Below are 23405 nucleotides of genomic sequence, written 5' to 3'. Positions count from 1 at the left end.
GATGAAACGCCCCGCGCCCTTCTTCCAGCAGGCCCAACCGGTGAAGTACCGGTGGTACAAGCCCGATCGCAAGGTGCTCGGCAAGCGCATGGACGAGCACATGCGCTTCGCCGTCTGCTATTGGCACAGCTTCGCCTCGATCGGCGCCGATCCGTTCGGCGTCGGAACCTTCGAGCGTCCGTGGCACGCCCCCGGCGGCGATCCGATGCAGCAGGCGCGGCACAAGGCCGACGTCGCCTTCGAGCTGCTGCGGCTCTTGAACGCGCCGTACTTCACCTTCCACGACCTCGACATCGCGCCCGAGGGCGCCACGCTGCGCGAGACGAACCTCAACGTCCGGCGCATGGGCGAGGTGATCGAGAAGAAGATGCGCGCCTCGGGCGTGAAGGTGCTCTGGGGCATGGCGAACCTCACCTCGAATCGCCGCTACTTTTCCGGCGCGGCGACCAATCCCGATCCCGACGTCTTCGCATACGCCGCGGGGCAGGTGAAGGGCGCGCTCGAGCTCACGCACGACCTGGGCGGCGAGAACTTCGCGCTCTGGGGCGGGCGCGAGGGCTACGAGACGCTGCTCAACACCGACATGGGGCGGGAGCTGGACCAGCTCGGCAGGTTCCTCAACCTCGTGGTCGAGCACAAGCACAAGCTCGGCTTCCAGGGCGCGATCCTCGTGGAGCCCAAGCCCGCGGAGCCGACCAAGCACCAGTACGACTACGACGTCGCGACGATCTACGGCTTCCTGCAGCGCTACGGCCTCGAGCGCGAGGTGAAGATCAACGTCGAGCAGAACCACGCGCTGCTGGCCGGCCACACCTTCGAGCACGAGATCGCGCTCGCCCAGGCGCTCGGCGTCTTCGGTTCGATCGACATGAACCGCGGCGACGAGCTGCTGGGCTGGGACACGGTGCATTTCCCCACGAACCTGCCGCACGCCGTGATCGCGATGTACCAGATCATGAAGGGCGGCGGCTTCACCACCGGCGGCCTCAACTTCGACGCCAAGGTCCGGCGCCAGTCGATCGACCCGGACGACCTCGTGGTCGCCCACGCGGACGCGGTGGACCTGTGCGCCCGCGCCCTGCTGATCGCCGCGAAGATGATCGAGGAGGGCGAGCTCCCGAAGCGCGTGGCCGACCGCTATGCCGGATGGGACGGCGCGCTCGGCCGCGGCATCCTCGGCGGCCGCCAGTCGCTCGCCAAGCTCGCCACGCACATCGAAAAGAACGATCTCGAGCCGCAGCCCCGCTCGGGCCACCAGGAGCGCTACGAAGCCCTGGTCAACCGCTACATCTGATGGACCCCCGGAACGAAAGACGCACATGAAAAAATCGCAGAGCTTCTTCACGCAGGACAAGCCCGCCTCCTTCCGCTACTACAAGCCGGACCGCAAGGTCCTCGGGAAGAAGATGGCGGATCACCTCCGGTTCGCCGTCTGCTACTGGCACAGCTTCGTCTGGCCTGGGCTCGATCCCTTCGGCGGCGACACCTTCCAGCGCCCGTGGCACGCCGCGGGCGGCGACGGCATGAAGCAGGCCGAGCACAAGGCCGACATCGCCTTCGAGCTCTTCCGCCTGACGCAGGCGCCGTACTTCACCTTCCACGACCGCGACATCGCGCCCGAGGGGGCGACGCTGCGCGAATCGAACCGCAACGTGCGCAAGATCGGCGAGGTCTTCGAGAAGAAGATGCGCAAGTCCGGCATGAAGCTCCTGTGGGGCACGGCCAACCTCTTCAGCCACCGCCGCTACATGTCGGGCGCGGCGACCAATCCGGATCCGGAAGTCTTCGCCTACGCCGCCGCGCAGGTGAAGAACGTGCTCGAGATGACGCACGAGCTGAAGGGCGAGAACTACGTGCTGTGGGGCGGGCGCGAGGGCTACGAGACGCTGCTCAACACCGACGTCGGCCGGGAGCTGGACCAGCTCGGCAAGTTCCTGAACCTCGTGGTCGAGCACAAGCACAAGATCGGCTTCAAGGGCCTCATCCTCATCGAGCCGAAGCCCGCCGAGCCCACCAAGCACCAGTACGACTACGACGTGGCCACGGTCTACGGGTTCCTGCGCCGTTATGGGCTGGAGAAGGAGGTCAAGGTCAACATCGAGCAGAACCACGCGCTGCTGGCCGGCCACACCTTCGAGCACGAGATCGCGCTCGCGTATGCGCTGGGCATCTTCGGCTCGATCGACATGAACCGCGGCGACGAGCAGAGCGGCTGGGATACGGACCAGTTCCCGAACAATCTGCCGCAGATGGCGCTCGCCATGTACCACATCATCAAGGGTGGCGGCTTCACCAGCGGCGGGCTCAACTTCGACGCGAAGGTGCGCCGCCAATCGATCGATCCGGACGATCTCGTGATCGCGCACGCCGAGGCGATGGACCTCTGCGCCCGCGCGTTGCTGATCGCCGAGAAGATGATCGACGACGGCAAGCTCGGCCAGGCCGTGGACGCGCGCTACGCCGGGTGGAAGGGCAAGATGGGACGTGACATCCTCGCGGGCAAGATGTCGCTCGCGAAGCTCGCGGCCCACGTGGAGAAGACCGACCTCGAGCCGCAGCCCCGCTCGGGTGGACAGGAAAGACTCGAAGGACTCGTCAACCGCTACATTTGAACGGTCAGGGCTCCCCGGCAGAGGGGGCCCGCCCGGAGGAGAAGCAAAGATGGTGCGAAGCAACCTCGGGGCCGCGCTCGCGCTGGCTGCCTGTTTCCTGGGTGCGGCCCCCGCCGTGCATGCGAAGGGCGAATTGGTCGGCGTCTCCTGGTCGAATTTCCAGGAGGAACGCTGGAAGAAGGACGAGACCGCCATCAAGGCCGCGCTCGAGGCCGCGGGGGCGCGATACATCGCCGCCGACGCGCAGGGCTCGAACGAGAAGCAGCTGGCCGACGTGGAGGCGCTGATCGCCAAGGGTGCGAAGGCGTTGATCATCCTCGCCCAGGACGCGAGCGCGATCCTGCCCGCGGTGGCGAAAGCGAAGGAGGCGAAAGTCCCCGTCGTCGCCTATGACCGCCTGATCCAGGACCCGAGCGTGCTCTATCTCACGTTCGACAACACGGAAGTCGGTCGCATGCAGGCGCGTGCCGTGCTCGCGGTAAAGCCGCGCGGCAACTACGTGTTCATCAAGGGCTCGCCCACCGATCCCAACGCCGACATGCTCAACGCCGGGCAGCGCGAGGTGCTGGCCGATGCGATCTACAAGAAGGACGTGAAGATCGTCGGCGAGCAGTACACCGAAGGCTGGGCGCCGGAGGTGGCGCAGAAGAACATGGAGCAGATCCTCACGAAGAACGCCAACAAGGTGGATGCGGTCGTCGCTTCCAATGACGGCACGGCCGGAGCCGCGATCGCGGCGCTGCGGGCGCAGAACCTCGTGGGCGTGCCGGTCTCCGGGCAGGACGCCGACGTGGCCGCGCTGAATCGCGTGGCGCGCGGGGAGCAGACCGTGACGGTGTGGAAGGACGCGCGCGAGCTCGGCCGGGTGGCCGGAGCCTACGCGGCGCAGATCGCCGCGGGCGGCAAGCGCTCGGACATCAAGGACGTGCGCCTCTGGAGCCCGGGCAACCGCAAGGCCTCGGTGCCGGCGGTGTTCCTGAAGCCGGTCGCGATCACGCGCGATAACCTGAACGTCGTCATCGAGGCCGGCTGGGTGACCAAGGCGCAGGTGTGCGCGGGCGTCGAAGCGGCGAAGGCGCCTCCTGCATGCAAGTAACACGCTTCACGGCGCTGGTGATGGCGCTGTCGGTGATCTGGATCGCGCTCGCGATCGCGACCGACGGCATCTTCCTCACGCCGCGCAACCTCTACAACCTGTCGATCCAGACGTGCGTCACGGCGATCATGGCGTGCGGGATGGTCTACATCATCGTCGCACGCCAGATCGATCTCTCGGTGGGCTCGCAGATGGCGTTCACCGGGATGCTGATCGCTTTCGTGCAGGTGGAGTGGCTGGGCGCGGAGACACCGTTCGCATGGCTGCTGTCGATCGGCGTTGGCGTGCTGGGCGGGATGGCCCTGGGTGCGTTCCAGGGATATTGGACGGCTTTCAGGGGCGTGCCGGCGTTCGTCGTGACGCTGGCGGGCTACCTCATGTTTCGCGGCGCGGCGTTTCTTGTGGCCGATGGACAGACGCTTGCGCCTCTTTCTATGACGTACCAAAGGCTCGGAGGCGGGGTCCACGGATCCATCGGGCCGTGGTGGAGCTGGTTGCTGGGGCTTGTCGCCTGCGCATGGGTCGTGGCGCAGGTGGTCTATGCGCGGCGCTCGCGCTCGCGCTACAACGCATCGATGGCACCTCTGTGGGCCGATGCGCTGAAGGCCTTCATCTCGTGCGCCGCGGTGATCGCCTTCGTGCTGGTGATGAACGCCTATCCCGATCCGGGCAGCGGCGACGGCGAGGCGACGACCGGGAAGGGCATCGGCGTGCCGGTGTTGATCCTCGTCGGCGTGGCAGTGGTCCTCACGCTCGTCTCCACGCGCACGCGCTTCGGGCGTTACGTGTTTGCCTATGGCGGCAACCCGGAAGCCGCACTTCTTTCGGGGCTCCCGACCAAGCGCGTGCTGCTCTATCTCTTCATCCTGATGGGCGCGCTCGCGGCGATCAGCGCCGTGATCACCACGTCGCGCCTCAACTCGGGGACGCACTCCATCGGGCAGATGGCCGAGCTCTATGTGATCGCCGCGGCCGTGATCGGCGGCACGTCGTTCGCGGGCGGGGTGGGGACGATCCCCGGCGCCATCGTCGGCGCGCTGCTGATCCAGAGCCTCGACAACGGCATGGTGCTGATGGATGTCTCGAGCGCCAAGCGCCAGATCGCGATTGGCCTCGTCTTGATCGGCGCCGTGTGGGTGGATGGCATCTACCAGCGAAGGCAGGCGCGATGAGCACCGCGCTGGTCGAGGTCCAGGGGCTCACCAAGCATTTCGGCGGCCTCACGGCCGTCGACCGTGTCGACTGCTCGCTGCAGGAAGGCGAGGTCGTGGGCCTGCTGGGCCACAACGGCGCGGGCAAGAGCACGCTGATCAAGATCCTCGCGGGCGTGTATCCCGCCGACGAAGGGCGCATCGTGGTGCGGGGAACCGAGCAGCGCTTCGAGACGCCGCTGGAAGCGCGCCTCGCGGGCATCGAGACCATCCACCAGACGCTCGCCCTCGCCGAGAACCTCGACGCGCCGGCGAACGTCTTCCTCGGCCGCGAGCTGCTCACGCCCTGGCACACGCTCGACACGGACCGCATGGAGCACGAGGCGCTGAAGGTCATCTCGCGCCTGAACCCGAACTTCCGCGACATGAAGAAGCCGGTGCGCGCGATGTCCGGCGGCCAGCGCCAGACGGTGGCGATCGCACGCGCGCTCTACTTCAATGCGCGCATCCTGATCATGGACGAGCCGTGCGCCGCGCTCGGGCCTGCCGAGACGCAGATGGTGCTGGATACGATCCGCCGGTTGAAGGCCGAGGGCATCGGCATCTTCCTCATCTGCCATGACATGGCCGACGTCTTCGCCGTCTGCGACCGCGTGACGGTGATGAAGAACGGGGCGGTGGTCGACACCACTCGCGTGGCCGACGTCACGGAGCAGGACGTGCTCGCGATGATCATCCTCGGGGAGAAACGTGGACATGGGAGTGTCGAAGGTCGGGAGTCTGTTGGAACCGCCGATCCCCGCCGATAACCCCGCGCCGATTCTCGCCGATGAAAAGCAGAAGGCAGTGGGGACACCGATGAACACAGATTCACACGGATAAAAGCCAATCGGGCTTGAGAATCTCCGCGCGCGGGTCGCCAAGACACTATCTGTGTCCATCTGTGTTCATCTGTGTCCCATGATTTTTCGTTTCTATCGGCGGGAATCGGCGGGGGGCTATCGGCGGGGATCGGCGGTTCCAACAACGTCCCTATAACTCGCACAGTCCCAGTCAGGAGAAAACCCTTGCAATACCGCCCTCTCGGCCGCACCGCATGGAATGTTTCTACCGTGAGCTTCGGCGCATGGGCGATCGGCGGCACGTGGGGCCCGGTGGACGATGCGGAGTCGATGGCGGCGCTGCACCGTGCGCTCGATCTCGGCGTCAACTTCTTCGATACGGCGGATGTGTACGGCGACGGCCACAGCGAGCGCCTGATCGGCCGCCTTCGCCGCGAGCGCAGCGAACCTTTCTACGTCGCGACCAAGATGGGCCGGCGCCTGTCGCCGCATGCCGCCGAGGGGTTCACGCGCGAGAGCCTCACCGCCTTTGCCGAGCGCAGCCTCGTGAACCTGGGCTTCGAGGCGCTCGATCTCGTGCAGCTTCATTGCCCGCCGACGCAGGTCTACTACATGCCGGAAGTCTTCGGCGTGCTGGACGATCTCGTCCGCGCCGGCAAAGTCCGCCACTACGGCGTCAGCGTCGAGAAGGTGGAGGAGGGCCTGAAGGCGATCGAGTATCCCGGCGTGCAGTCGGTGCAGGTCATCTACAACATGCTGCGACAACGTCCCGCCGAGCGCCTGCTGCCCGAGGCGCAACGCCGCGGCGTCGGCATCCTCGCGCGCCTGCCGCTCTCTTCGGGCCTGCTCACGGGCAAGCTCACGGCGCAGAGCACCTTCGCCCAGGACGATCACCGCCACTTCAACCGCGAGGGGGCGGGCTTCGACCGCGGCGAGACCTTCTCGGGGATCGACTACGCGGCGGGACTGGAGGCGGTGGAAGCGCTCAAGCCCCTCGTTCCCGCGGGCATGAGCCTCGCGCAGATGGCCATCGCCTGGATCTCCATGAACCCGGCCGTCACCTGCAGCATTCCGGGCTGCAAGCGCGTGGCCCAGGTCGACGAGAACCTCGCCGCCGCCGACCTCCCGCCGCTGTCCGACGCGGCGATGAAGGCCGTCGCCGAAGTCTACGAGCGCCACGCCAAGCCCCTCGTCCACCCGCGCTGGTAGCTTCTGCAATTCCGCAAGGTACGGCCCGCGCCGACGCCGCCATGCGGCCCCGGCCTACAGGCTTTCGACCCCCTCCGGCCTATCGTGTCACCACCCGCCAAGGGGCGGAATACACACGTCGGAGACAAACACATGAACAAGCAGATCGCATGGATGCTGGGCGCAGCCGGGATCGCCGCGTCGCTGCACGCGGCGGCGCAGGTGACTTTCTACGAGAACGAGGGCTTCCGCGGACGCATGTTCACGGCGAACGGCCCGATGGCCAACTTCGAGCGCTCGGGCGGCAACGACCGCGCCTCGTCGGTCGTCGTGGACCGCGGCAACTGGGATGTCTGCGTCGACGCGGGCTACCAGGGCAAGTGCACGACGCTTCGCCCGGGCAGCTACGACTCGCTCGAGCGCATGGGCCTGAACGACCGCATCTCCTCGGTTCGTCCCAGCAACGGCAAGGTGCGCTACGACTACAATCCGGAGCCGCTGGCCGCTCCGAACTACGAATATCGCCGCCGCCCGAACGAGCGCCTCTATGAAGCGCCCGTGACGAACGTGCGCGCCGTGGTCGGCCAGGCCAACCAGCGTTGCTGGGTCGAGCGCGAGCAGGTCCGCGAAAGCCCGAACGTGGGTGGCGCCGTCGTCGGCGCGATCCTCGGCGGCGTGCTGGGCCACCAGATCGGCAGCGGCCGCGGCAACACGGCGGCAACGGTCGGCGGCGCGGTCGCCGGCGGCGCCGTCGGCTCGCAGGCTGGCCGCGGCACCACCGATCGCGACGTCCAGCGTTGCGAGAACGTGTCGAACACCAATCCCGACTATTGGGATGTCACCTACAACTTCCGCAACCAGGAGCACCGTGCCCAGATGAGCACGCCCCCGGGCCGGACGGTGACGGTGAACGAGCGCGGCGAGCCGCGCGGCTAAGCCTCCTTCGGGAACCTTCGCCCCCCTGCCCCCTGTCGAAGGGGGCGGGGACCTTCCCCGGGCGTCAGTCTCTCGAAAGGAGAACCATGAAGAACCTGCATCGCATCGGCATCCTCGCCGCTGCGTTGGCTGCCAGTCCTGCGTTCGCGCAAGTCGCGCCGCACTGGTATGCCGGCGTCGGCGCGGGCATCGGCAACCTCAACGCATCGGGGTCCGATCTCACCAACCTCAGCAACGCCAACATCGACGACAGCGACAAGACGTATACCGTCCGCCTGGGCTATCGATTCCATCCGAACTTCGCCGTCGAGGCGGGCTACTACGACTTCGGCAAGTACACGTTCAGCGGCAACACCACCGGACCGGGCAACACCGACGTCTCCGGCTCGTTCAAGGCGAAGTCGTACGGGCTCTCGTTCGTCGCCCTGGCGCCGCTGTCGGACCAGTTCGACATCTACGGCCGCGTGGGCTATGCGCGCTCGGAGCTCAAGCCGAACGCGAACACCGACAACTTCACCGCGAGCCGCGAGGACAAGCAGAACGAGCTCACGTATGGCGTCGGCGCGCGCTGGATGTTCGCCAAGTCCTTCGGCGTGTTCGGCGAGTGGGTGAAGAACGACAAGATCGAGATCGACAGCTACATGGTCGGCGTGGACTTCCGCTTCTAGCATCGCGGCAAGTCATTACGGCAAGCCCCCTGCCTCACTGGCGCACGGCCAGCATGTGAGGCGGGGCGGTCCCCCGGCGGGACCGGGTAGAATTGGCCTCTATGCCGAAGCTCACGAGGCTGTTCGACAACAACCGCGCCTGGTCGGAGCGGATCCATCGCGAGGACCCCGGCTTCTTCCGTCGCCTGTCCGAGCAGCAACGCCCGCGCTACCTCTGGATCGGGTGCGCCGACAGCCGCGTTCCCGCCAATGAGATCGTGGACCTCGCCCCCGGCGAGCTCTTCGTCCATCGCAACATCGCCAACGTCGTCGTCCACAGCGACCTCAACTGCCTGTCGGTGATGCAGTTCGCTGTCGATATCCTGAAGATCGAGCACATCATCGTCGTCGGCCACTATGGCTGCAGCGGTGTCGCGGCGGCGATCCAGAACCTGCGCGTGGGCCTGGCCGACAACTGGCTTCGCCACCTGCAGGACGTGATCGCCAAGCACGAGGCACGGCTCGCACGAGTGCGCGACCAGCCTCTCGCCCAACGCATCGACCTGCTCTGCGAGCTGAACGTGATCGAGCAGGTGGCCAACGTCTGCCAGACGACGATCGTGCGCGATGCGTGGGAACGGCAACAGCCGCTTTCAGTGCACGGATGGGTCTACGGACTTAAAGACGGCCTCGTGCGCGACATGGGGACCACCATCTCGTCGCCCGAGGAAATGACGCAGGCCTACCAGGAAGCGCTCATCGCGCTCTACTAGGGACACCGTGGCGCGAGACCTCCGCGAACAGGTGCGCGATGACGGATTCGCGTTCGTTCCCGGTACCGATTTGCGCGCGCTCCTGCCGCTCGCCCCTTCGGACTGGGAGGCGTTCGCCGCGAGTTGGGCTGACCTCGATCTCGATACGCACCTTCCGGACGGCCACCGGTATCGCCGGCGGCGTCATGCGACGCTCTCGGCACGGGCAGGGGACACGGCCGCGCGGCGCGAGCCGCACCAGCCGCATTACCAGGGACTCGAGTACAACAAGCTGGTCGGCGGGATCGAGCGCTGGTTCGAGCCGATCCACCAACACATCCTCGAAGGTCCGACTTTCCGGGGCGTGTTGTCGTTCTGCCTCGATTTCTTCGGCGCGCTGCGGCCGGATACGGCGTGGCACATCGAGTGCCACCAGTTCCGCATCGAGGCGAGGGCGGATGCCGAGGGGCTTCCGACGCCCGAAGGCATCCATCGCGACGGCGTGGACTACGTGCTGGTGATGCTCGTGGGCCGCGCGAATATCGCGAGCGGCACCACGACGGTCCACCTGCCGGACGGCACGACGCTCGGCAGCTTCACGCTCGCCGCGCCGTTCGACTCCGCGCTCGTGGACGACAACCGCGTGATGCATGGTGTCACCGCGGTGCATCCGGAGGATCCGGCGCGCGCTGCGTTTCGCGACGTGCTGGTCGTCACGCTCCGCGCCACGAGATAGCTTCCTGTGTGCGGTGTCGTACAGATGCCCGGCCGCCAGGCCGGGATACTGCACTGGCCATGATGCCCACGTCGTCCCGACGTCGATCCCTCGCGCTGCTCGTGCTTGCGCTGCACGCGTGCCATGCGCACGCGGCCGACCCCGAGGTGCCGATGTTCTCCTTCAGCGGCTTCGGCACGCTGGGCGTCGTGCATTCGAGCGAGGACCAGGCGGATTTCACCGGGACGCAGTCCAAGCCGGACGGTGCAGGCTTCTCCCGCTCCTGGCACCCGGGTGTCGACAGCCTGATCGCGGGCCAGGTGAGCGCGAACCCCACGCCTCGGCTGTCCGCCATCCTGCAGGTGATTTCGGAGCAGAACTACGACGGGAGCTACCGGCCCCACGTCGAATGGGCGAACGTGATCTACAAGGTGACTCCGGACATCACGGTGCGTGTCGGGCGCATGGTGCTCCCGTCCCTGATGCTCACGGAAACGCGCAAGGTCGGGTACGCGAACCCCTGGGTGCGTCCGCCCGTCGAGGTCTACAGCCTCGTTCCCCTCTCGTCTTTCGACGGCGCCGACGCGACCTTCTACATTCCCGCCGGCACCGCCTCCCACCGGCTCCAGGCGACGGTCGGGCGAACGGATTCGCTCTATCCGGGCGACGGCGGAGGCTCGACGAAGTCGAAGGCACGCGGGAACGTGACGCTGATCGATGCCTTCGAGCTCGGATTCTTCTCCGCGCGCGTGAATGTGGGCCGGGCGCGCATCACGATCGACGCATTGAACCCGCTCTTCGACGCGTTCCGGCAGTTCGGCCCCGAGGGCGAGGCGATCGCGAGCAAGTACACCATCGACGACACGCTCGTGACGTTCGCCGGCGTGGGTGCGACCTACGATCCGGGCAAGTGGTTCGTGACGGGCGAATGGTCGCGCCTGAACAGCGCCAATCGATTCCTCGGCGGGAAGTCGGGTTGGTACCTGAGCGGCGGTTACCGCATCGGCAACTTCACGCCTTTTGCCACGTACGCCCGGACGACTGCGAACAATCTCTCCGACCCCGGGCTCCCGCTCGAAGGGTTGCCGCCCGAGATCGCCGGCGCCGCGGCCGGTCTCAATGCAGCGCTCAACGCCACGCTGGCCGGCCGGATCGCGCAGGACACCGCCTCGGTAGGCGTGCGCTGGGATTTCCGGAGAAACATGGCGCTGAAGCTCCAGTTCGACCGCACGTCGATCGCTTCGGGGTCGACCGGACTCGTGAGCAACATCCAGCCCGGCTACCGGCTGGGCGGGAAGATCGACCTGTTCAGCGCATCCCTGGACTTCGTCTTCTGATGCGCGGCGCCGGTCTCATGCGCCGCTCGCACTTCATGCACCGCCTCGGATCCGCGATCGCGGCCCTCGCCCTGTGCCTTTGCGGAAGCGCGTCCGCCGAGGTCGTTGCCGTGGTTTCCGCAAAGGCCCCGCTGGCGCCGTTGAGCAGGAACCAGGTCGTGGACATCTTCCTCGGCAAGGCCAGCCGCTATCCCGACGGGACCCTGGCCGTGCCGATCGACCTCGCGGAAGGCTCGACCGCCCGCGACGAGTTCTACTCGCACCTCGCCGGCAAGTCCCCGGCGCAGGTCACCGCGCATTGGTCGCGGATGATCTTCACCGGCCGTGGGCAGCCGCCGCGCGAGGTCGCGACCGGCGCGGAGTTGAAGCGCCGCCTCGCCGCGACGCCGGGGGCCATCGGCTACCTAGATCGCAGCGAGCTCGATGCCACCGTGCAAGTCGTGGCGATGCGGGAGCTTCCCCTGGGCGCGAAGTAGCTCCGCGATGTCCGCGGGCGCCATCGGCACGTTCAGGTAGTAGCCCTGGAATTCGTCGCAGGCGTTCTCGCGCAGGTAGTCGGCCTGCTCCTTCGTCTCCACGCCCTGCGCCACGACCGTGAGGCTCAACGTCCTGCCCATCGCGATGATGGCCCGCGTGATCGCCTTGTCCTCCCGCCCGCTGGTGAGGTCGCGGATGAAGGAACGGTCGATCTTGATCGTGTTGAGCGGGAATCGCTTCAGCAACGAAAGCGACGCGTAGCCGGCGCCGAAGTCGTCGATCGCGATGCGCACTCCGATGTCCTTCAACCCGTCCAAGATCTTCAGCGCACGCTCGACGTTGCCGATCAGCAGGGCTTCGGTGATCTCCAGCTCGAGGAGGCCCGCCTCCATGCCGGACTCCGCGAGGGCCGCGCCGATGTGGCCCAGCAGCTCCGGATCGTTGAACTGGCGCGCCGAGAGGTTCACCGACAGCGTGAGCCGCGGCAGGCCCAGCGCGTGCCATGCGGCGTTCTGGCGGCATGCGGTCATCAACACCCAGCGACCGATGGGCACGATGAGGCCGGTTTCCTCGGCGAACGGGAGGAAGCGCCCCGGCTCGACGATGTCGCCTCCGTCCGGGCGCCAGCGCAGCAGCGCCTCCACGCCGGTGATCGTGCCGCTCTGCACGTCGCGCTTCGCCTGGTAGTGCAGCTCGAACTCGCCGCGCTCCAGCCCGTGCCGCAGGGCCTTCTCGAGCGACAGGCGCTCCGCCGAGCTCGCGTTCAGCGTCTCGGAGTAGAACTGGAAGTTGTTCTTGCCTTCCTGCTTCGCCTTGTACATCGCGGTGTCGGCATTCTTGCCGAGCGCCTGCTCGTCGGTGCCGTCTTCCGGGTACACGCTGATGCCGATACTGGCGCTCACCCGCACCTCCTGCCCGTCCAGCATGAAAGGCCGGGCGATGGCGGCGAGGATCTTCTGCGCGACGATCGCGGCGTACTTGTCCTGGGTGAGCTCCGGCAGGAGCGCCACGAACTCGTCGCCGCCGAGACGGGCCACCGTGTCGCTGTCGCGCAGGCATTCGCGCAGCCGCACCGCGACCTGCTTCAGCAGCGCGTCGCCGCCCTCGTGGCCGAGCGTGTCGTTGACGGCCTTGAAGCCGTCCAGGTCGAGGAATATCACGGCGAGCTGCCGGCGGTAGCGGCGCGCCTGGCTGATGCTCTGGCCGAGGAGCTTGCTGAACAGGGTGCGGTTGGGCAGCGCCGTGAGGCCATCGTGGTAGGCGAGGTATTCCACGCGTGCGGCGTGCGCTACCTGTTCCTCCGCGGCGCGCTTGCGGGCGCGGGCGAGCTGCCGGCTCATGCGCCACAGCGCGAAGATGACCACCAGCAGGACCACGCTCGCGGTCCCGGCCTGCAGCGCGTGGAGCCGCACCGCGGCGCGCGCCGGCGCGAGCTGCTCGTCGGCGGAGAGGCCGACGATGACCGCGAGCGGGAACTCGAAGAGCTGGCGCGCGCTGGTATAGCGCTGCACGCCGTCCCAGGGGTTGGTGACGAGCCGGGCTTCCGCCGGTTCGTCGTCCGCGTCGGATACGATCGTCGCCTTGCCCACCGTGTCGCCGGCGTTGACCTTGTCGCCGCTGCGCCGCGCGCGGAACACGCCGTCCGTCCCGACGATGCCGAGCATCCCGTGGGCGCCGAGCTTCGCCGCGTCGTAGCCGCTCACGAAGTAGGCGATATCCACCGAGATGATCACGACGCCCGCGAAGGACCCGTCGGGCGCGCTCAGCCTGCGGCTGAACTGCAGCTTGCCCTTTGCGTCATCGACCAGCCGCGGCGGCTGGCCGATGAAGACCGTATCGACGCCCCGAGGCACCCGGAAGTAGTCCTCGCTCGCCACGTTGTGCTGCGCCGGAGGGCGCGTGCCGGCCACGATGTTGCCGTCGCGATCGGCGATGCTGATGCCGAAGAGCAGTTCCGGCGGCAGCAGCGCACTCGCCTTCAGCTCCTGCAGCACCTCGAAGCGCCTTCCCCGTTCGTACGCGTACTTCACGAGCTTCAGCGTCTGGTCGATCTCGCGCAGCGCGCGCACGACCTGCGCTTCGTAGGTCTCGGCCAGCTCGCGTCCCGAGACCGCCACCGCGTGCTCGGCCGCGGCGCGCTCGATCCCGATCAGCTTGTAGGTCGCGCCCCAGATCATCGCCAGGGCAATCACCGCGATCACCGGGAAGATGAACAGGGGTGTCGCGGCGCGACTCATCCACGGCTTGTGGGCGACGGGCGGTGGGGGGAGGGGGATCATGGCAGCAGGTAGCGGGCTTCGAACTCCGCGCTCGGCACGGGCTTGCCGTACAGGTAACCCTGGATCTCGTCGCAGCGCAGGTCGTGCAGCAGCCGCGACTGCATCGCGGTCTCCACGCCTTCGGCGACGACGCAGAGCTTGAGCGAGTGCGCGAGCGTGATGATGGTCGACACGAGCGAGAGCCCCTGCGGCCCGGTCGTCATGTCGACCACGAAGGAGCGGTCGATCTTGAGCGTGTCCACCGGGAGCTTCGAGAGGTAGCTCAACGACGAGAAGCCGGTGCCGAAGTCGTCGATGGCGATGGTGACCCCCATCTCGCGGATCGCCTGGAGGCTCGCGATGCTGTTCTTCACGTCCTCCATGATCAGGCTCTCGGTGATCTCCAGCTCGAGGCCGGCGGCCGCGTGGGGATCGACGTCGATCGCGTTGCGGATGTCGCGGACGAAGCCGCGGTCGCGCAGCTGCCGCGGCGAGACGTTGACCGAGACCCGCACCGCGGCGCGGCGCGCGGCGCGCCAGTGCAGGTACTCCGCGATCGCCTTGTGCAGCGCCCAGCGCCCCACCTCGTGGATGAGGCCCGTCTCTTCCAGGATCGGGATGAACCGGCCCGGGGGCACGAGGCCGGTGGCCGGATCGTTCCAGCGGATCAGCGCTTCGGCGCCGGTGAGCCCGCCGCTCGCGAGGTTCATCTTCGGCTGGAAGTGCAGGACGAACTGCTCCTTCTCCAGGGCCTGGCGCAGCTGGTTCTCGAGGGTCAGCGTGCCCGCCGAGCTCTCCGTCATGCGGGGTGCGTAGAAGGCGTAGCGGTCGCCGGAGGCCTTCGCCGTCTTGAGCGCCGCTTCGGCCTGCTTCAGCAGCTCGTCGGCGTTGGCACCGTCGCCCGGATAGAGCGCCACGCCCACCTTCGCGGCAATCCGGTAGACGGCGCCATTCAGGTTGAAGGGATGCTCGGCGAACCCCTTGATCGCCTTCTCGAGCAGCCGCTCGATGCTGCCGCCCGGCTTGATCTCGGGCAGCACGAGCGCGAAATGGTCGGCTCCGAGGCGCGCGGCCAGGTTCGCGTCGCGCGCATCCTGCGTGATCCACTGCGCCACCTGGCGGAGGAGCTCGTCGCCGGCCGGCTGCCCCAGGCTGTCGTTGATGCTCTTGAAGCGCTCGAGGTCGAACAGGAATACGGCGAGCCCATGCTTGCCGGTCGCCGCGCTCCGGATGTACTGGCTGACGCGCTCGAGGAACAGCGTGCGGTTGGCCAGCCCCGTGAGCACGTCGTAGTAGGCGAGGTAGTCGAGGCGGTCGCGCTTGTCGAGGTAGTTGATCGCGTAGGCGATGTCGCCGGTGAGCTCGGAGAGCAGCCGCAGCTCCGCCTCGTCGAAGACGTTCGCGTCGGCGGCGTAGAGGTTGAGCACGCCGACGGGATCTCCGTCGATCATCAGCGGCAGGCTCACCACGGCGCGGATCCCTCGCTGGGCGTGCGCCTTCTTGTGCAGCACGTACGGCACGGTCTCCACGTCGTTCACGACGACGGAGCGCTTCTCCCGGACGGCGACGGCGGGGGCACCATGGCCCGCGGGCGAGTCGTCGAGGAGCGAGAGCCGGTCCTCGATGATGTCGAAGAACGCCTCGTCGAGGCCGCTCGAGGCCACGCGCACGATCCGCATCCCGGGGCGGTCGACCATCCCGATCCACGCGCCGACGAAGCTGCCGTCCTCGACCGCGATGCGGCAAGCGTCCTGGAAAAGGTCTTCATGGTCGCGCACGCGAACGATGAGCGTGTTGATTCCGCTCAGCACCGCGTAGACGCGGTTCAGGCGCGTGATCTTGCGCTCGGCATCCTTCCGGTCGGTGAGGTCGCGAATGAAGGCGCTGAAGATCCATTTCCCGGCGAGCCTGAGCGGCGAGATCGCAAGCTCCACCGGGAACTCGTGGCCGTCGCGGTGCATCGCGGTCAGCTCGACGCGCCGGTTGATGATCGCGCCGGTTCCGGTCTCGAGGAACCTCGCCAGGCCCAGCACGTGCCTCTCGCGATGCTGCGGCGGGATGATGACGGCGGCGAGCGGAGTGCCGGCGACCTCGTCCCGGGTCCAGCCGAAGGTCTTCTCGGCTTGCGTGTTCCAGTCGACGATCGAGCCCGTCGAGTCCATGACGACGACGGCATCGAGGGCCAGCTCGACGATCGAACGCGTGCGCTCGTCGCTCTGTTGCCGCGAGTCCTGGTTCTCCTTCTGCTCGGTGATGTCCTCGCCGATGCTGGCCACCCCGATCACGTCTCCCGCCGGCGAGCGAAGCACCGAGTTGTTCCAGCGGACCAGCCGGCGCTCGCCCATGCGCGTGTAGATCTCGTTCTCGACGTGCCAGGCGGAGGGCAGGTTGTCGAGGAGGTCGAGGAACGTGGGCTTCATGTCTCCCAGCTCGGGAGGCATGAAGCGCTCGAACCAGTCCTGCCCGATGACCTCGTCGCGCTTCCAGCCCGTGAGGCTCAGGAAGAATTCGTTGCAGTACGTGACGCGCGCGTCGCGGTCGAGCATGACCGCGACCAGCCGCACGTGCTCGAGCATGTCCGTCAGGCGCCGCTCGCTTTCGCGCAGGCGTGCCCGGTCGGCGAGCTGCATCGTGATGTCGTCGGTGATCACGAGCAGGTGCGTCGCCTGTCCGGCGTCGTTTCGCAGCGCCACCTTGCGCATGTGCACATGGATGTCGCCCCGGTCCCGGGTCGTGGCGCGCCGGTCGACGTATTCCTGCATGCGCCCGGTGGCGGCGAGCTCGAGGTCCGAGGCGTGCATCGGATCGGCGTCGGCCTTCGGCCAGAGGTCCTGGACGTGGCGCCCGATCGCCTCCTCGCGGGGCACGCCATACATCGCCTCGGCCGCCTTGTTCCACATGCGGATGCGGAAGTCGTCGCGGACGGACTTCACCTGCACCGCGGTCGGGATGTTCTCCACGATGTTGTCCAGCAGCTGGCGCAGGTCGCGTTGTCCCTGGGCCGCTGCTTCCTTCTCGGTGATGTCGAGGTGCATGACGACCGCGCCGCTCGGGGGATGGCCGAGCGGTGTCACGGTCATCAGGAACCAGCGATGCAACTCCGGGGAATCGCAGGCGTATTCCATCGAGAAGCGCGGCGCCTCGCTCGTGAGGACGGACCGGATTCCCACCGCGGCTTCGACGGCACCCGCGGATCCGGGGCCGGCGGCACGATCGCAGATCTCGAGGTAGTTGGCACCGATGCCATGGCCCGCGCCCTGCACGGCGTTCGCGGCCGCGAAGCGGTGCCACGCATCGTTCACCGACACGATGACGCCCCGCATGTCGATGAGGGCGATGTGCGCGGGCAGCGCGTTGAGGATTGCGGCCTTCTTGGCGGCCTCGCCCTGCCGTACCAGCTCCTGCGCGCGCGGCAGCAGGTAGGCCATGCCATGCTGGTCGGCCACCGCGTCGATCTCTCCGGCGGTGAGCTCCTCCAGGCGTTGCCCGGCGCGGTGCAGCGTATCGATCAGCGCGCTCACTTCCGCGTTCACGTCGCTGCCGGGGGCGGACCTCACCGGGCTCATGCGAGCACGACTTCCAGCCCGATGGCCTCCATCAGGTTTTCCGGCTGGCTCAGGGTACCCACGATCCTGCGCACCGGCCGGGGGTAGAGCTTGATCAGCGTGGGGGTCATGAAGACGCGGTCGGCCAGTGCGCGCTTGGGCTCGCGGAACACGTCCACGACCTCGATCTCGCAGCGGCCGGGGATGTGCGTGCGGCAGAAGGCGCCGAGGTTCGCGAGCGCGCGGGTGGAGTTCTGGGCGTCGCCTGCGACGTAGAGGCGGAACCGGTAGGCGGAGCGCTTCATGCGCGGCTCACTTTGGAGGGACGACGTCCGCGCCGCGCAGCTCTCCCATCCGCGTGCGGCCCTTGGAAAGCTCGCGCTTCTGGATCTCGGTGGTGCGGGCGAGGAGCGCCTTTTCCACTTGCTTGGCCTCCAGCTCCACCATGAGCGACTTCACGCGCACCTCGAGCTCGGCCTCCTCGGCGTCGAGGCGAACGCGCTTCAGCTTGGTCGCGACCTCGGTCACCTCGTGGGCGACGCGCTCGGCGCTCTCCTTCTCCCAGCGCAGCGTTCCCATCAGCACCTCGCCGCCCGCCGTATAGGTGTCGGTGAGGGTCACGCCCGTGTCGCTCAGGATCAGCTCGCGCACCTGGTTCGAGTGGGCCGTGCCGCGCGACTTGATGATGGAGAGCCCGCGGTTGCGCTCGCCGGCCTGCACGACGTAGCTCAGGTGGATCCAGGCGTCGGCGAGCGTCGAGATCTGCAGCGACGAGCCGCCCTCGGTCTGGCTGGCGATCTCGTCGAGCAGGCTCGTGCACAGCATCGTGATGCCGTTGGCCTTCGTCCAGCCGATCAGGCGCTCGGCCACGCTATGCGCGGCCTGGTCGCTGCCGGATTTCGACCACGTGGAGACGGGGTCGATCACCAGGCAGCGGGCCTTGTGGGTCTTCGCGAGCGACTTGATGCGCACCAGGTACGTCTCGGCACTTCCCGTGATCGTGCGTGCCGAGGCCATTCGCAGCACGCCGCTCTTCACGTGCGGCCCGAGATGGATGCCCACCGAGCCCAGGTCGCGGACGACCTCGTTCACGTCCGAATCGAAGCTCACGAAGAGCGTCTGCTCCCCGCGGAGGCAGGCCGCTTCCGCGAACGCTCCGGAGAGCGTCGTCTTCGCCGTGCCGGGAAAGCCCGTGACCAGGATGGCCGAGCCGCGGTAGAAGCCGCCGCCCAGCATGGTGTCGAGGCGGGCGACGCCGCTCGAGATCCGCTCGTTGCTCACCTTGGCGTGCTCGATTCCCAGGGTCGGCGCGGTCGCGACCTCGAGGCCGGTCGGGCCGATCAGGAACGGCGATTCGTTTTCGTCGAACGCCGTGCCGCGGTATTTCTGCACGCGCAGGTTGCGCTGCGAGACGCCCAGCACGACGCCGTGGCAAAGCATCACGGCGCAGTCCACCATGAACTGCATGAAGCCGAAAGTCTGCTCGCCGACCGAGCTCGCCTCGTCGCCGCCGCTCTTCGCGGTGATGAGGCCGGTCAACCCGTGGGCCAGCAGCCACTCGTGCAGGCGGTAGACCTCGCGGCGCTTCGAGGCTTCGTCGGGAAGCAGGGCCAGCACGACGTCGAGCGCATCGAACACGATGCGCTTCGCCTTCATCTGCGCGACCTGGGCTCCCAGCGCCGCGAGCATGCCGCTCAGGTCGAAGGTGCCGGACTGCACCAGGTCGGCCATGGGTTGCGCGTCGAGGAAGTACAGCTTCCCGTCGCGGCGAAGCTGGCGCATGTTCCAGCCGAAGCTCTCGGCATTGGACTCGATGCGCTCCGAGGCCTCTTCGAAGGCGACGAAGATTCCGGGCTCCTTGCCGTGGCGGGCTCCGTGCACGAGGAACTGCAGCGAGAAGATCGTCTTGCCGGAGCCGGGGCCGCCCACCAGCAGGGTGGTGCGTGCACGAGGCAAGCCGCCGCCCGTGATCTCGTCGAAGCCGAGGATGCCGGTCGGGGCCTTGACCGGAGCCTTGACGGACTTGCGGGGATTGATGCGATTGGCGTCCATCATGTTCCGGGGGACTCCTTCACGGGGAACTGTCCGCCTGCCGGGAGAGCGGGTCTGTACGGTAAGGCACGCTTCGTCGTTATCCGCCGGGCTTGCTGCCCGGTCCGTCGAGCAATCGCGTCGTGAGGGCCTTCAGTTCGGCGAGGGAATGGGCCAGCAACTCGCCGGTCGCCCCGTTGATGCCGACCCTGCCGGTGCGCATCGCCGCGCAGGAGTGCTGGGCGACGCCCACCAGGCGCCGCAGCTCGATCGCGATGGCCTGGAGGTGCTCGGTCGCGTCGCTCGCGTCGGAACAATGCGCTCGCTCCCGCGCGTTTCCGAATGCCATGACGGATTCGGCGATCGCGTCGTCGAGGGCCAGGTTCAGCGCCCGGAATTCCTCTGCCGAGATCCGCGCGCCGAGCTCGTCGGCCATCTCGGTCACGGTCTGGCAGACGTCGCCGTAGTCGCGCACGACGTGCTCGATGCCATGGCCGAGGCCGAGCATCTGCTGGCCGTGCGCCGCCGCGGCGCCGAGCACACGGGCGGCGAGCGGGGGGGCGAGGTCCGCCGAGCCATCGCGCGTGGCCTCCGCCCTGCGAAGCGTGTCCACCAGCTGCACCAGGAACAACGGGACACCCTGGTCGGCCTCGGGAGGCGCCTGCGCGAGTCCCAGCCGCTTCGCGACCCGGCCGCGGCAGCGCAGGATCAGCTCGTTTCGATGGGTGGCGACGAATTCATGCAGCATGGGCCAAGGCTAATGCGTTCGCCGGACTTTGACTGTTCGGTGGCGAACATAGGGACATCGTCAGGGGAGGTCGGCGGGGCTCCGCGCGGGAGGCTCGTTGCGCGCCTTCCACTGCTCGATGACGGCGGTGGGATCCCAGCGGGCCGGCGGCTCATCGGCGGGGCCTTCCCGGTCGGGGTTGCCCAGCAGCTCGCCGAAGCGGAATGCCTCGCTGATGTTCTCGCGCATCGTCCGGTTGTCCCACGGCTTGGTGTAGTAGCGGTGGATCGCTCCGCGGTTGATCGCGTCCATGATCCCGCTCGGGTCGGCCTGGCCGGAGAGCACGATGCGGAACGTATCGGGATACAGGTCCTTCACGCGGTCGAGGAAATCGGTGCCGCTCATGGCCGGCATGCGTTCGTCGCACATCAGGACGTCCACCTTGTGCAGGGCGAGCAGCTCGAAGCCTTCGGCCGCGGAGATCGCGGTGAGGATCTGGTAGCCATCCGCCCGCAGCATCGCCTGCAACGCGGCAAGGATGCGCGGCTCGTCGTCCAGGAGCAGGAGCGTGCGCACCCGCTCCTTGCCATCCCCCCGGGGCGAAGGCAAGGTCCTGCCCTCGAGCATCAGCGCCTCGACCTCCGGGACCGCCAGGGGCTTGCTGAAGAGGTAGCCCTGCATCTGGTCGCAGCCGTGGCGGCGCAGGAACGCGAGTTGCGCTGTCGTCTCGACGCCCTCGGCCACCGTCTCGAGCTTGAGGCTGCGCGCCATGCGCACGATGGCGAGCACGATCGACGCGTCGTCCGGGTTGCTGGTGACGTCGTCGATGAATCCCTTGTCGATCTTCAGCTTGTCGATCGGGAAGCGGCGCAGGTAGGCGAGGCTCGAGTAGCCGGTGCCGAAGTCGTCGATGGACACGCGCACGCCCAGCTTCTTCAGGCGCCGCAGGCACGCGATGGTGAGCTCGGTGTTCGCAAGCAGCGAAGTCTCGGTGAGCTCCAGCTCGAGAAGGTCGGGCGGCACGCCGTTCAGCTCGAGCGCGCGGATCACGTCGCCCTCGAGGTCGCCCTCGCCGAACTGGCGCGAGGAGACGTTGATCGAGACCTGGCGGGGCCCGACGGGCGAGTCCATCCAGGCCCGGATCTGCTTGCAGGCGGTCGCGACGATCCACCGCCCGACGCGCACGATGAGCCCCGTATCCTCGAGCGCCTGGATGAATTCCCCCGGGAGCACGAGGCCGTGGCCCGGGCGCTCCCAGCGAACGAGCGCCTCGAGCCCGCAGACGCGGCCGCTATCGACCTGCACCTTGGGCTGGTAGTGCAGGACGAACTCGCGGTGCTCCACCGCCCGGCGCAGGGCCGTCTCGAGCTCGAGCCGCGCCACCACCTCGACGTTCATCTGCGCGGTGAAGAAGCGGAAGGTGTTGCGCCCGGCCTGCTTGGCGCGGTACATCGCCGTGTCCGAGTACTTCATCAGGGTGTCGGAATCGGCCGCATCGTCGGGCAGGATCGCCACGCCGATGCTCGCGGTCGAGTTCACCTCGTGGCCGCCGAGCTCGAAAGGTGCGCGCAGGCACTCCTGGATCTTCGCGGCGACGGCGGCCACGCCGAGCTGGCCGTGCTGCATCACGAGGATCACGGCGAACTCGTCGCCGCCCAGGCGCCCGACGGTGTCGCGCAGGCGCACGCACTTCACGAGGCGGCTGGCGAACTGGCGCAGGAGCTCGTCGCCCATCGCATGGCCGAGCGTGTCGTTCACGTTCTTGAAGTGGTCCAGGTCGATGCAGAGCACGGCGACCCGCCAGGCGTTCTGGGTGGCGTGCACGAGGGTGTTCCTGAGCGTCTCGTTGAACAACGTGCGGTTGGGCAGCGAGGTGAGGGGATCGTAGTGGGCGAGGCGGTGCAGCCGCGCTTCGGCTTCCTTGCGCTCGGTGATGTCGCTCATCACCTCGACCATGATCCAGGCGTCGCCCGAGGCGTGGGCCGTGCGCTTGGCCTCGACCGGGAACTCGGTGCCGTCCTTGCGGCGCAGGCGCGTCTCGGCGAGCTCCCCGGTGGAGCGGCCGTCGATGATGGCGTCGTAGACGCGGTCCAGCTGCTCGAAGCTGCCCAGCGCGACCTGCTCGGGCCCCATCCGGAGAGTCTCCTCGCGCGTGAAGCCGAGCATCTTGCAGGCGGTCGCGTTGACCTCGATGAAGCGCATCGTCGAGCAGTCCACGAGGAAGATCGCGTCGACGGTTGCGTCCATCGCGGTGCGGAATCGCTGCAGGTCGGCGGTGCGCTCCCGGACTTGCGCCTCGAGGATCGCCCCGTGGTCGCGCAGCAGGTCGGCCGAAGCCTTCATGCGCAGGAGGTTTCGCACCCGCAGCCACAGCTCGGAGCGGTCCACGGGCTTGGTGAGGAACTCCTCGGCCCCGGCATTGAGGCCGGCCAGGCGTGCCCCGCGGTCGATCTGCGCGGTCACCATGATGATCGGGATGTGCGCGCTGGCGGGGTTTCCCTTGAGGATCTTGGCGACCTGGTAGCCGTCCATGCCCGGCATCATGATGTCGAGCAGGATCAGGTCGGGGGATCGCTCCGCCACGAGCGCCAGCGCGGCCTCTCCGTTGGAAGCGACCATCGTCGCATAGCCTTCGGCCTGCAGCAGCGTCACCAGCAGCTTGCAGTTGGCCGGCTCGTCGTCGACGATGAGGAGGAGGGCAGCGGGGCCGCTCATCGGGAGCGGACCAGCAGCAGGTCCATCGCCGCGTAGAGCTCCAGGTAGCGCAGCGGCTTGGCCATGTAGGCGTCGCAGCCCGCGAGGGTGGCGCGCTCCTGGTCTTCCTTCATGGCGAGCGCCGTCAACGCGATGACCGGGATTCCCGCCGTGGCGAGGTCCCGCTTGAGCAGCGCCGTCGCCGCGAGGCCATCCATGCCGGGAAGCTGGACGTCCATGAGGATCAGGTCGGGCAGCTGCTCGCGCGCGATGGTGATCCCGGCTTCCGCGTCGACGGCGCAGAGGACGTGGTGGCCGGCATTGCGAAGCAGCAGCACCGCGAGCTTCATGTTCGCCTGGTTATCCTCGACCACGAGCACGCGCGCCATGGGGCGGG

At 67.8% G+C, this 23405-nt stretch carries 19 protein-coding genes; 12 read left to right on the top strand and 7 right to left on the bottom strand.

What is annotated here, in order from left to right:
* Position 1 precedes the first annotated feature (1 nt).
* The 12 genes from xylA (DSM104443_RS11370) (at position 2) to DSM104443_RS11315 (ending at position 11752) form a co-directional block, all read left to right on the top strand.
* Positions 2 to 1294 carry a xylose isomerase gene (gene xylA, locus DSM104443_RS11370; protein WP_171092302.1) on the top strand — a complete coding sequence of 431 codons (1293 nt, stop codon included), beginning with the start codon at positions 2 to 4 and terminating at the stop codon, positions 1292 to 1294.
* A gap of 25 nt (positions 1295 to 1319) precedes the next feature.
* On the top strand, positions 1320 to 2612 hold the full coding sequence (xylA, locus tag DSM104443_RS11365; protein ID WP_171092300.1) for a xylose isomerase: 1293 nt from the start codon (positions 1320 to 1322) through the stop codon (positions 2610 to 2612).
* A 49-nt stretch (positions 2613 to 2661) separates the two neighbouring features.
* Positions 2662 to 3708: a D-xylose ABC transporter substrate-binding protein gene (xylF, locus tag DSM104443_RS11360; protein ID WP_171092298.1), complete on the top strand. Its 1047-nt coding sequence runs from the start codon at positions 2662 to 2664 to the stop codon at positions 3706 to 3708.
* A complete protein-coding gene (locus DSM104443_RS11355) occupies positions 3699 to 4880 on the top strand; it encodes a sugar ABC transporter permease (RefSeq protein WP_171092296.1) in 1182 nt (393 codons plus the stop codon). Before xylF ends, DSM104443_RS11355 begins: the two co-directional genes overlap by 10 nt.
* On the top strand, positions 4877 to 5668 hold the full coding sequence (locus DSM104443_RS11350) for an ATP-binding cassette domain-containing protein (RefSeq protein ID WP_171092294.1): 792 nt from the start codon (positions 4877 to 4879) through the stop codon (positions 5666 to 5668). Before DSM104443_RS11355 ends, DSM104443_RS11350 begins: the two co-directional genes overlap by 4 nt.
* Before the next feature lie 303 nt (positions 5669 to 5971).
* On the top strand, positions 5972 to 6910 hold the full coding sequence (locus DSM104443_RS11345; protein WP_212756620.1) for an aldo/keto reductase: 939 nt from the start codon (positions 5972 to 5974) through the stop codon (positions 6908 to 6910).
* 132 nt (positions 6911 to 7042) lie between these two features.
* On the top strand, positions 7043 to 7825 hold the full coding sequence (locus tag DSM104443_RS22055) for a beta/gamma crystallin-related protein (protein ID WP_171092290.1): 783 nt from the start codon (positions 7043 to 7045) through the stop codon (positions 7823 to 7825).
* An 86-nt stretch (positions 7826 to 7911) separates the two neighbouring features.
* Positions 7912 to 8493 carry a porin family protein gene (locus DSM104443_RS11335; RefSeq protein ID WP_171092289.1) on the top strand — a complete coding sequence of 194 codons (582 nt, stop codon included), beginning with the start codon at positions 7912 to 7914 and terminating at the stop codon, positions 8491 to 8493.
* Positions 8494 to 8594: 101 nt separating this feature from the next.
* On the top strand, positions 8595 to 9245 hold the full coding sequence (gene can / locus DSM104443_RS11330; protein WP_171092286.1) for a carbonate dehydratase: 651 nt from the start codon (positions 8595 to 8597) through the stop codon (positions 9243 to 9245).
* Between the two features lie 7 nt (positions 9246 to 9252).
* Positions 9253 to 9960 carry a 2OG-Fe dioxygenase family protein gene (locus DSM104443_RS11325; RefSeq protein WP_171092285.1) on the top strand — a complete coding sequence of 236 codons (708 nt, stop codon included), beginning with the start codon at positions 9253 to 9255 and terminating at the stop codon, positions 9958 to 9960.
* A 59-nt stretch (positions 9961 to 10019) separates the two neighbouring features.
* The gene (locus DSM104443_RS11320; protein ID WP_171092283.1) at positions 10020 to 11276 is read left to right on the top strand and encodes a hypothetical protein; all 1257 of its coding nucleotides are present in this window, start codon (positions 10020 to 10022) and stop codon (positions 11274 to 11276) included.
* Positions 11276 to 11752: a type 2 periplasmic-binding domain-containing protein gene (locus DSM104443_RS11315; RefSeq protein ID WP_212756619.1), complete on the top strand. Its 477-nt coding sequence runs from the start codon at positions 11276 to 11278 to the stop codon at positions 11750 to 11752. The genes DSM104443_RS11320 and DSM104443_RS11315 overlap by 1 nt, the downstream gene beginning before the upstream one ends.
* Here the strand turns inward: DSM104443_RS11315 and DSM104443_RS11310 are convergent.
* The 7 genes from DSM104443_RS11310 to DSM104443_RS11280 form a co-directional block, all read right to left on the bottom strand.
* Positions 11681 to 14032 carry a putative bifunctional diguanylate cyclase/phosphodiesterase gene (locus DSM104443_RS11310; RefSeq protein ID WP_212756618.1) on the bottom strand — a complete coding sequence of 784 codons (2352 nt, stop codon included), beginning with the start codon at positions 14030 to 14032 and terminating at the stop codon, positions 11681 to 11683. The two genes, DSM104443_RS11315 and DSM104443_RS11310, sit on opposite strands and share 72 nt — an antisense overlap.
* Positions 14029 to 17568 carry a sensor domain-containing protein gene (locus tag DSM104443_RS11305; RefSeq protein WP_212756617.1) on the bottom strand — a complete coding sequence of 1180 codons (3540 nt, stop codon included), beginning with the start codon at positions 17566 to 17568 and terminating at the stop codon, positions 14029 to 14031. Before DSM104443_RS11305 ends, DSM104443_RS11310 begins: the two co-directional genes overlap by 4 nt.
* A gap of 5 nt (positions 17569 to 17573) precedes the next feature.
* Complete coding sequence (locus DSM104443_RS11300) at positions 17574 to 17861, bottom strand: circadian clock KaiB family protein (protein WP_171092279.1); 288 nt, start codon at positions 17859 to 17861, stop codon at positions 17574 to 17576.
* A gap of 7 nt (positions 17862 to 17868) precedes the next feature.
* Positions 17869 to 19611 carry a circadian clock protein KaiC gene (gene kaiC / locus DSM104443_RS11295; protein ID WP_171092277.1) on the bottom strand — a complete coding sequence of 581 codons (1743 nt, stop codon included), beginning with the start codon at positions 19609 to 19611 and terminating at the stop codon, positions 17869 to 17871.
* Between the two features lie 76 nt (positions 19612 to 19687).
* Complete coding sequence (locus tag DSM104443_RS11290; RefSeq protein WP_171092275.1) at positions 19688 to 20335, bottom strand: hypothetical protein; 648 nt, start codon at positions 20333 to 20335, stop codon at positions 19688 to 19690.
* Between the two features lie 60 nt (positions 20336 to 20395).
* The gene (locus DSM104443_RS11285) at positions 20396 to 23029 is read right to left on the bottom strand and encodes an EAL domain-containing protein (protein WP_171092273.1); all 2634 of its coding nucleotides are present in this window, start codon (positions 23027 to 23029) and stop codon (positions 20396 to 20398) included.
* A complete protein-coding gene (locus DSM104443_RS11280; protein ID WP_171092271.1) occupies positions 23026 to 23397 on the bottom strand; it encodes a response regulator in 372 nt (123 codons plus the stop codon). The genes DSM104443_RS11285 and DSM104443_RS11280 overlap by 4 nt, the downstream gene beginning before the upstream one ends.
* Positions 23398 to 23405: the final 8 nt, after the last annotated feature.

It is taken from the genome of Usitatibacter rugosus (assembly GCF_013003965.1).
GTDB lineage: Bacteria > Pseudomonadota > Gammaproteobacteria > Burkholderiales > Usitatibacteraceae > Usitatibacter > Usitatibacter rugosus.
This window is presented reverse-complemented; position numbering and strand designations above follow the sequence as displayed.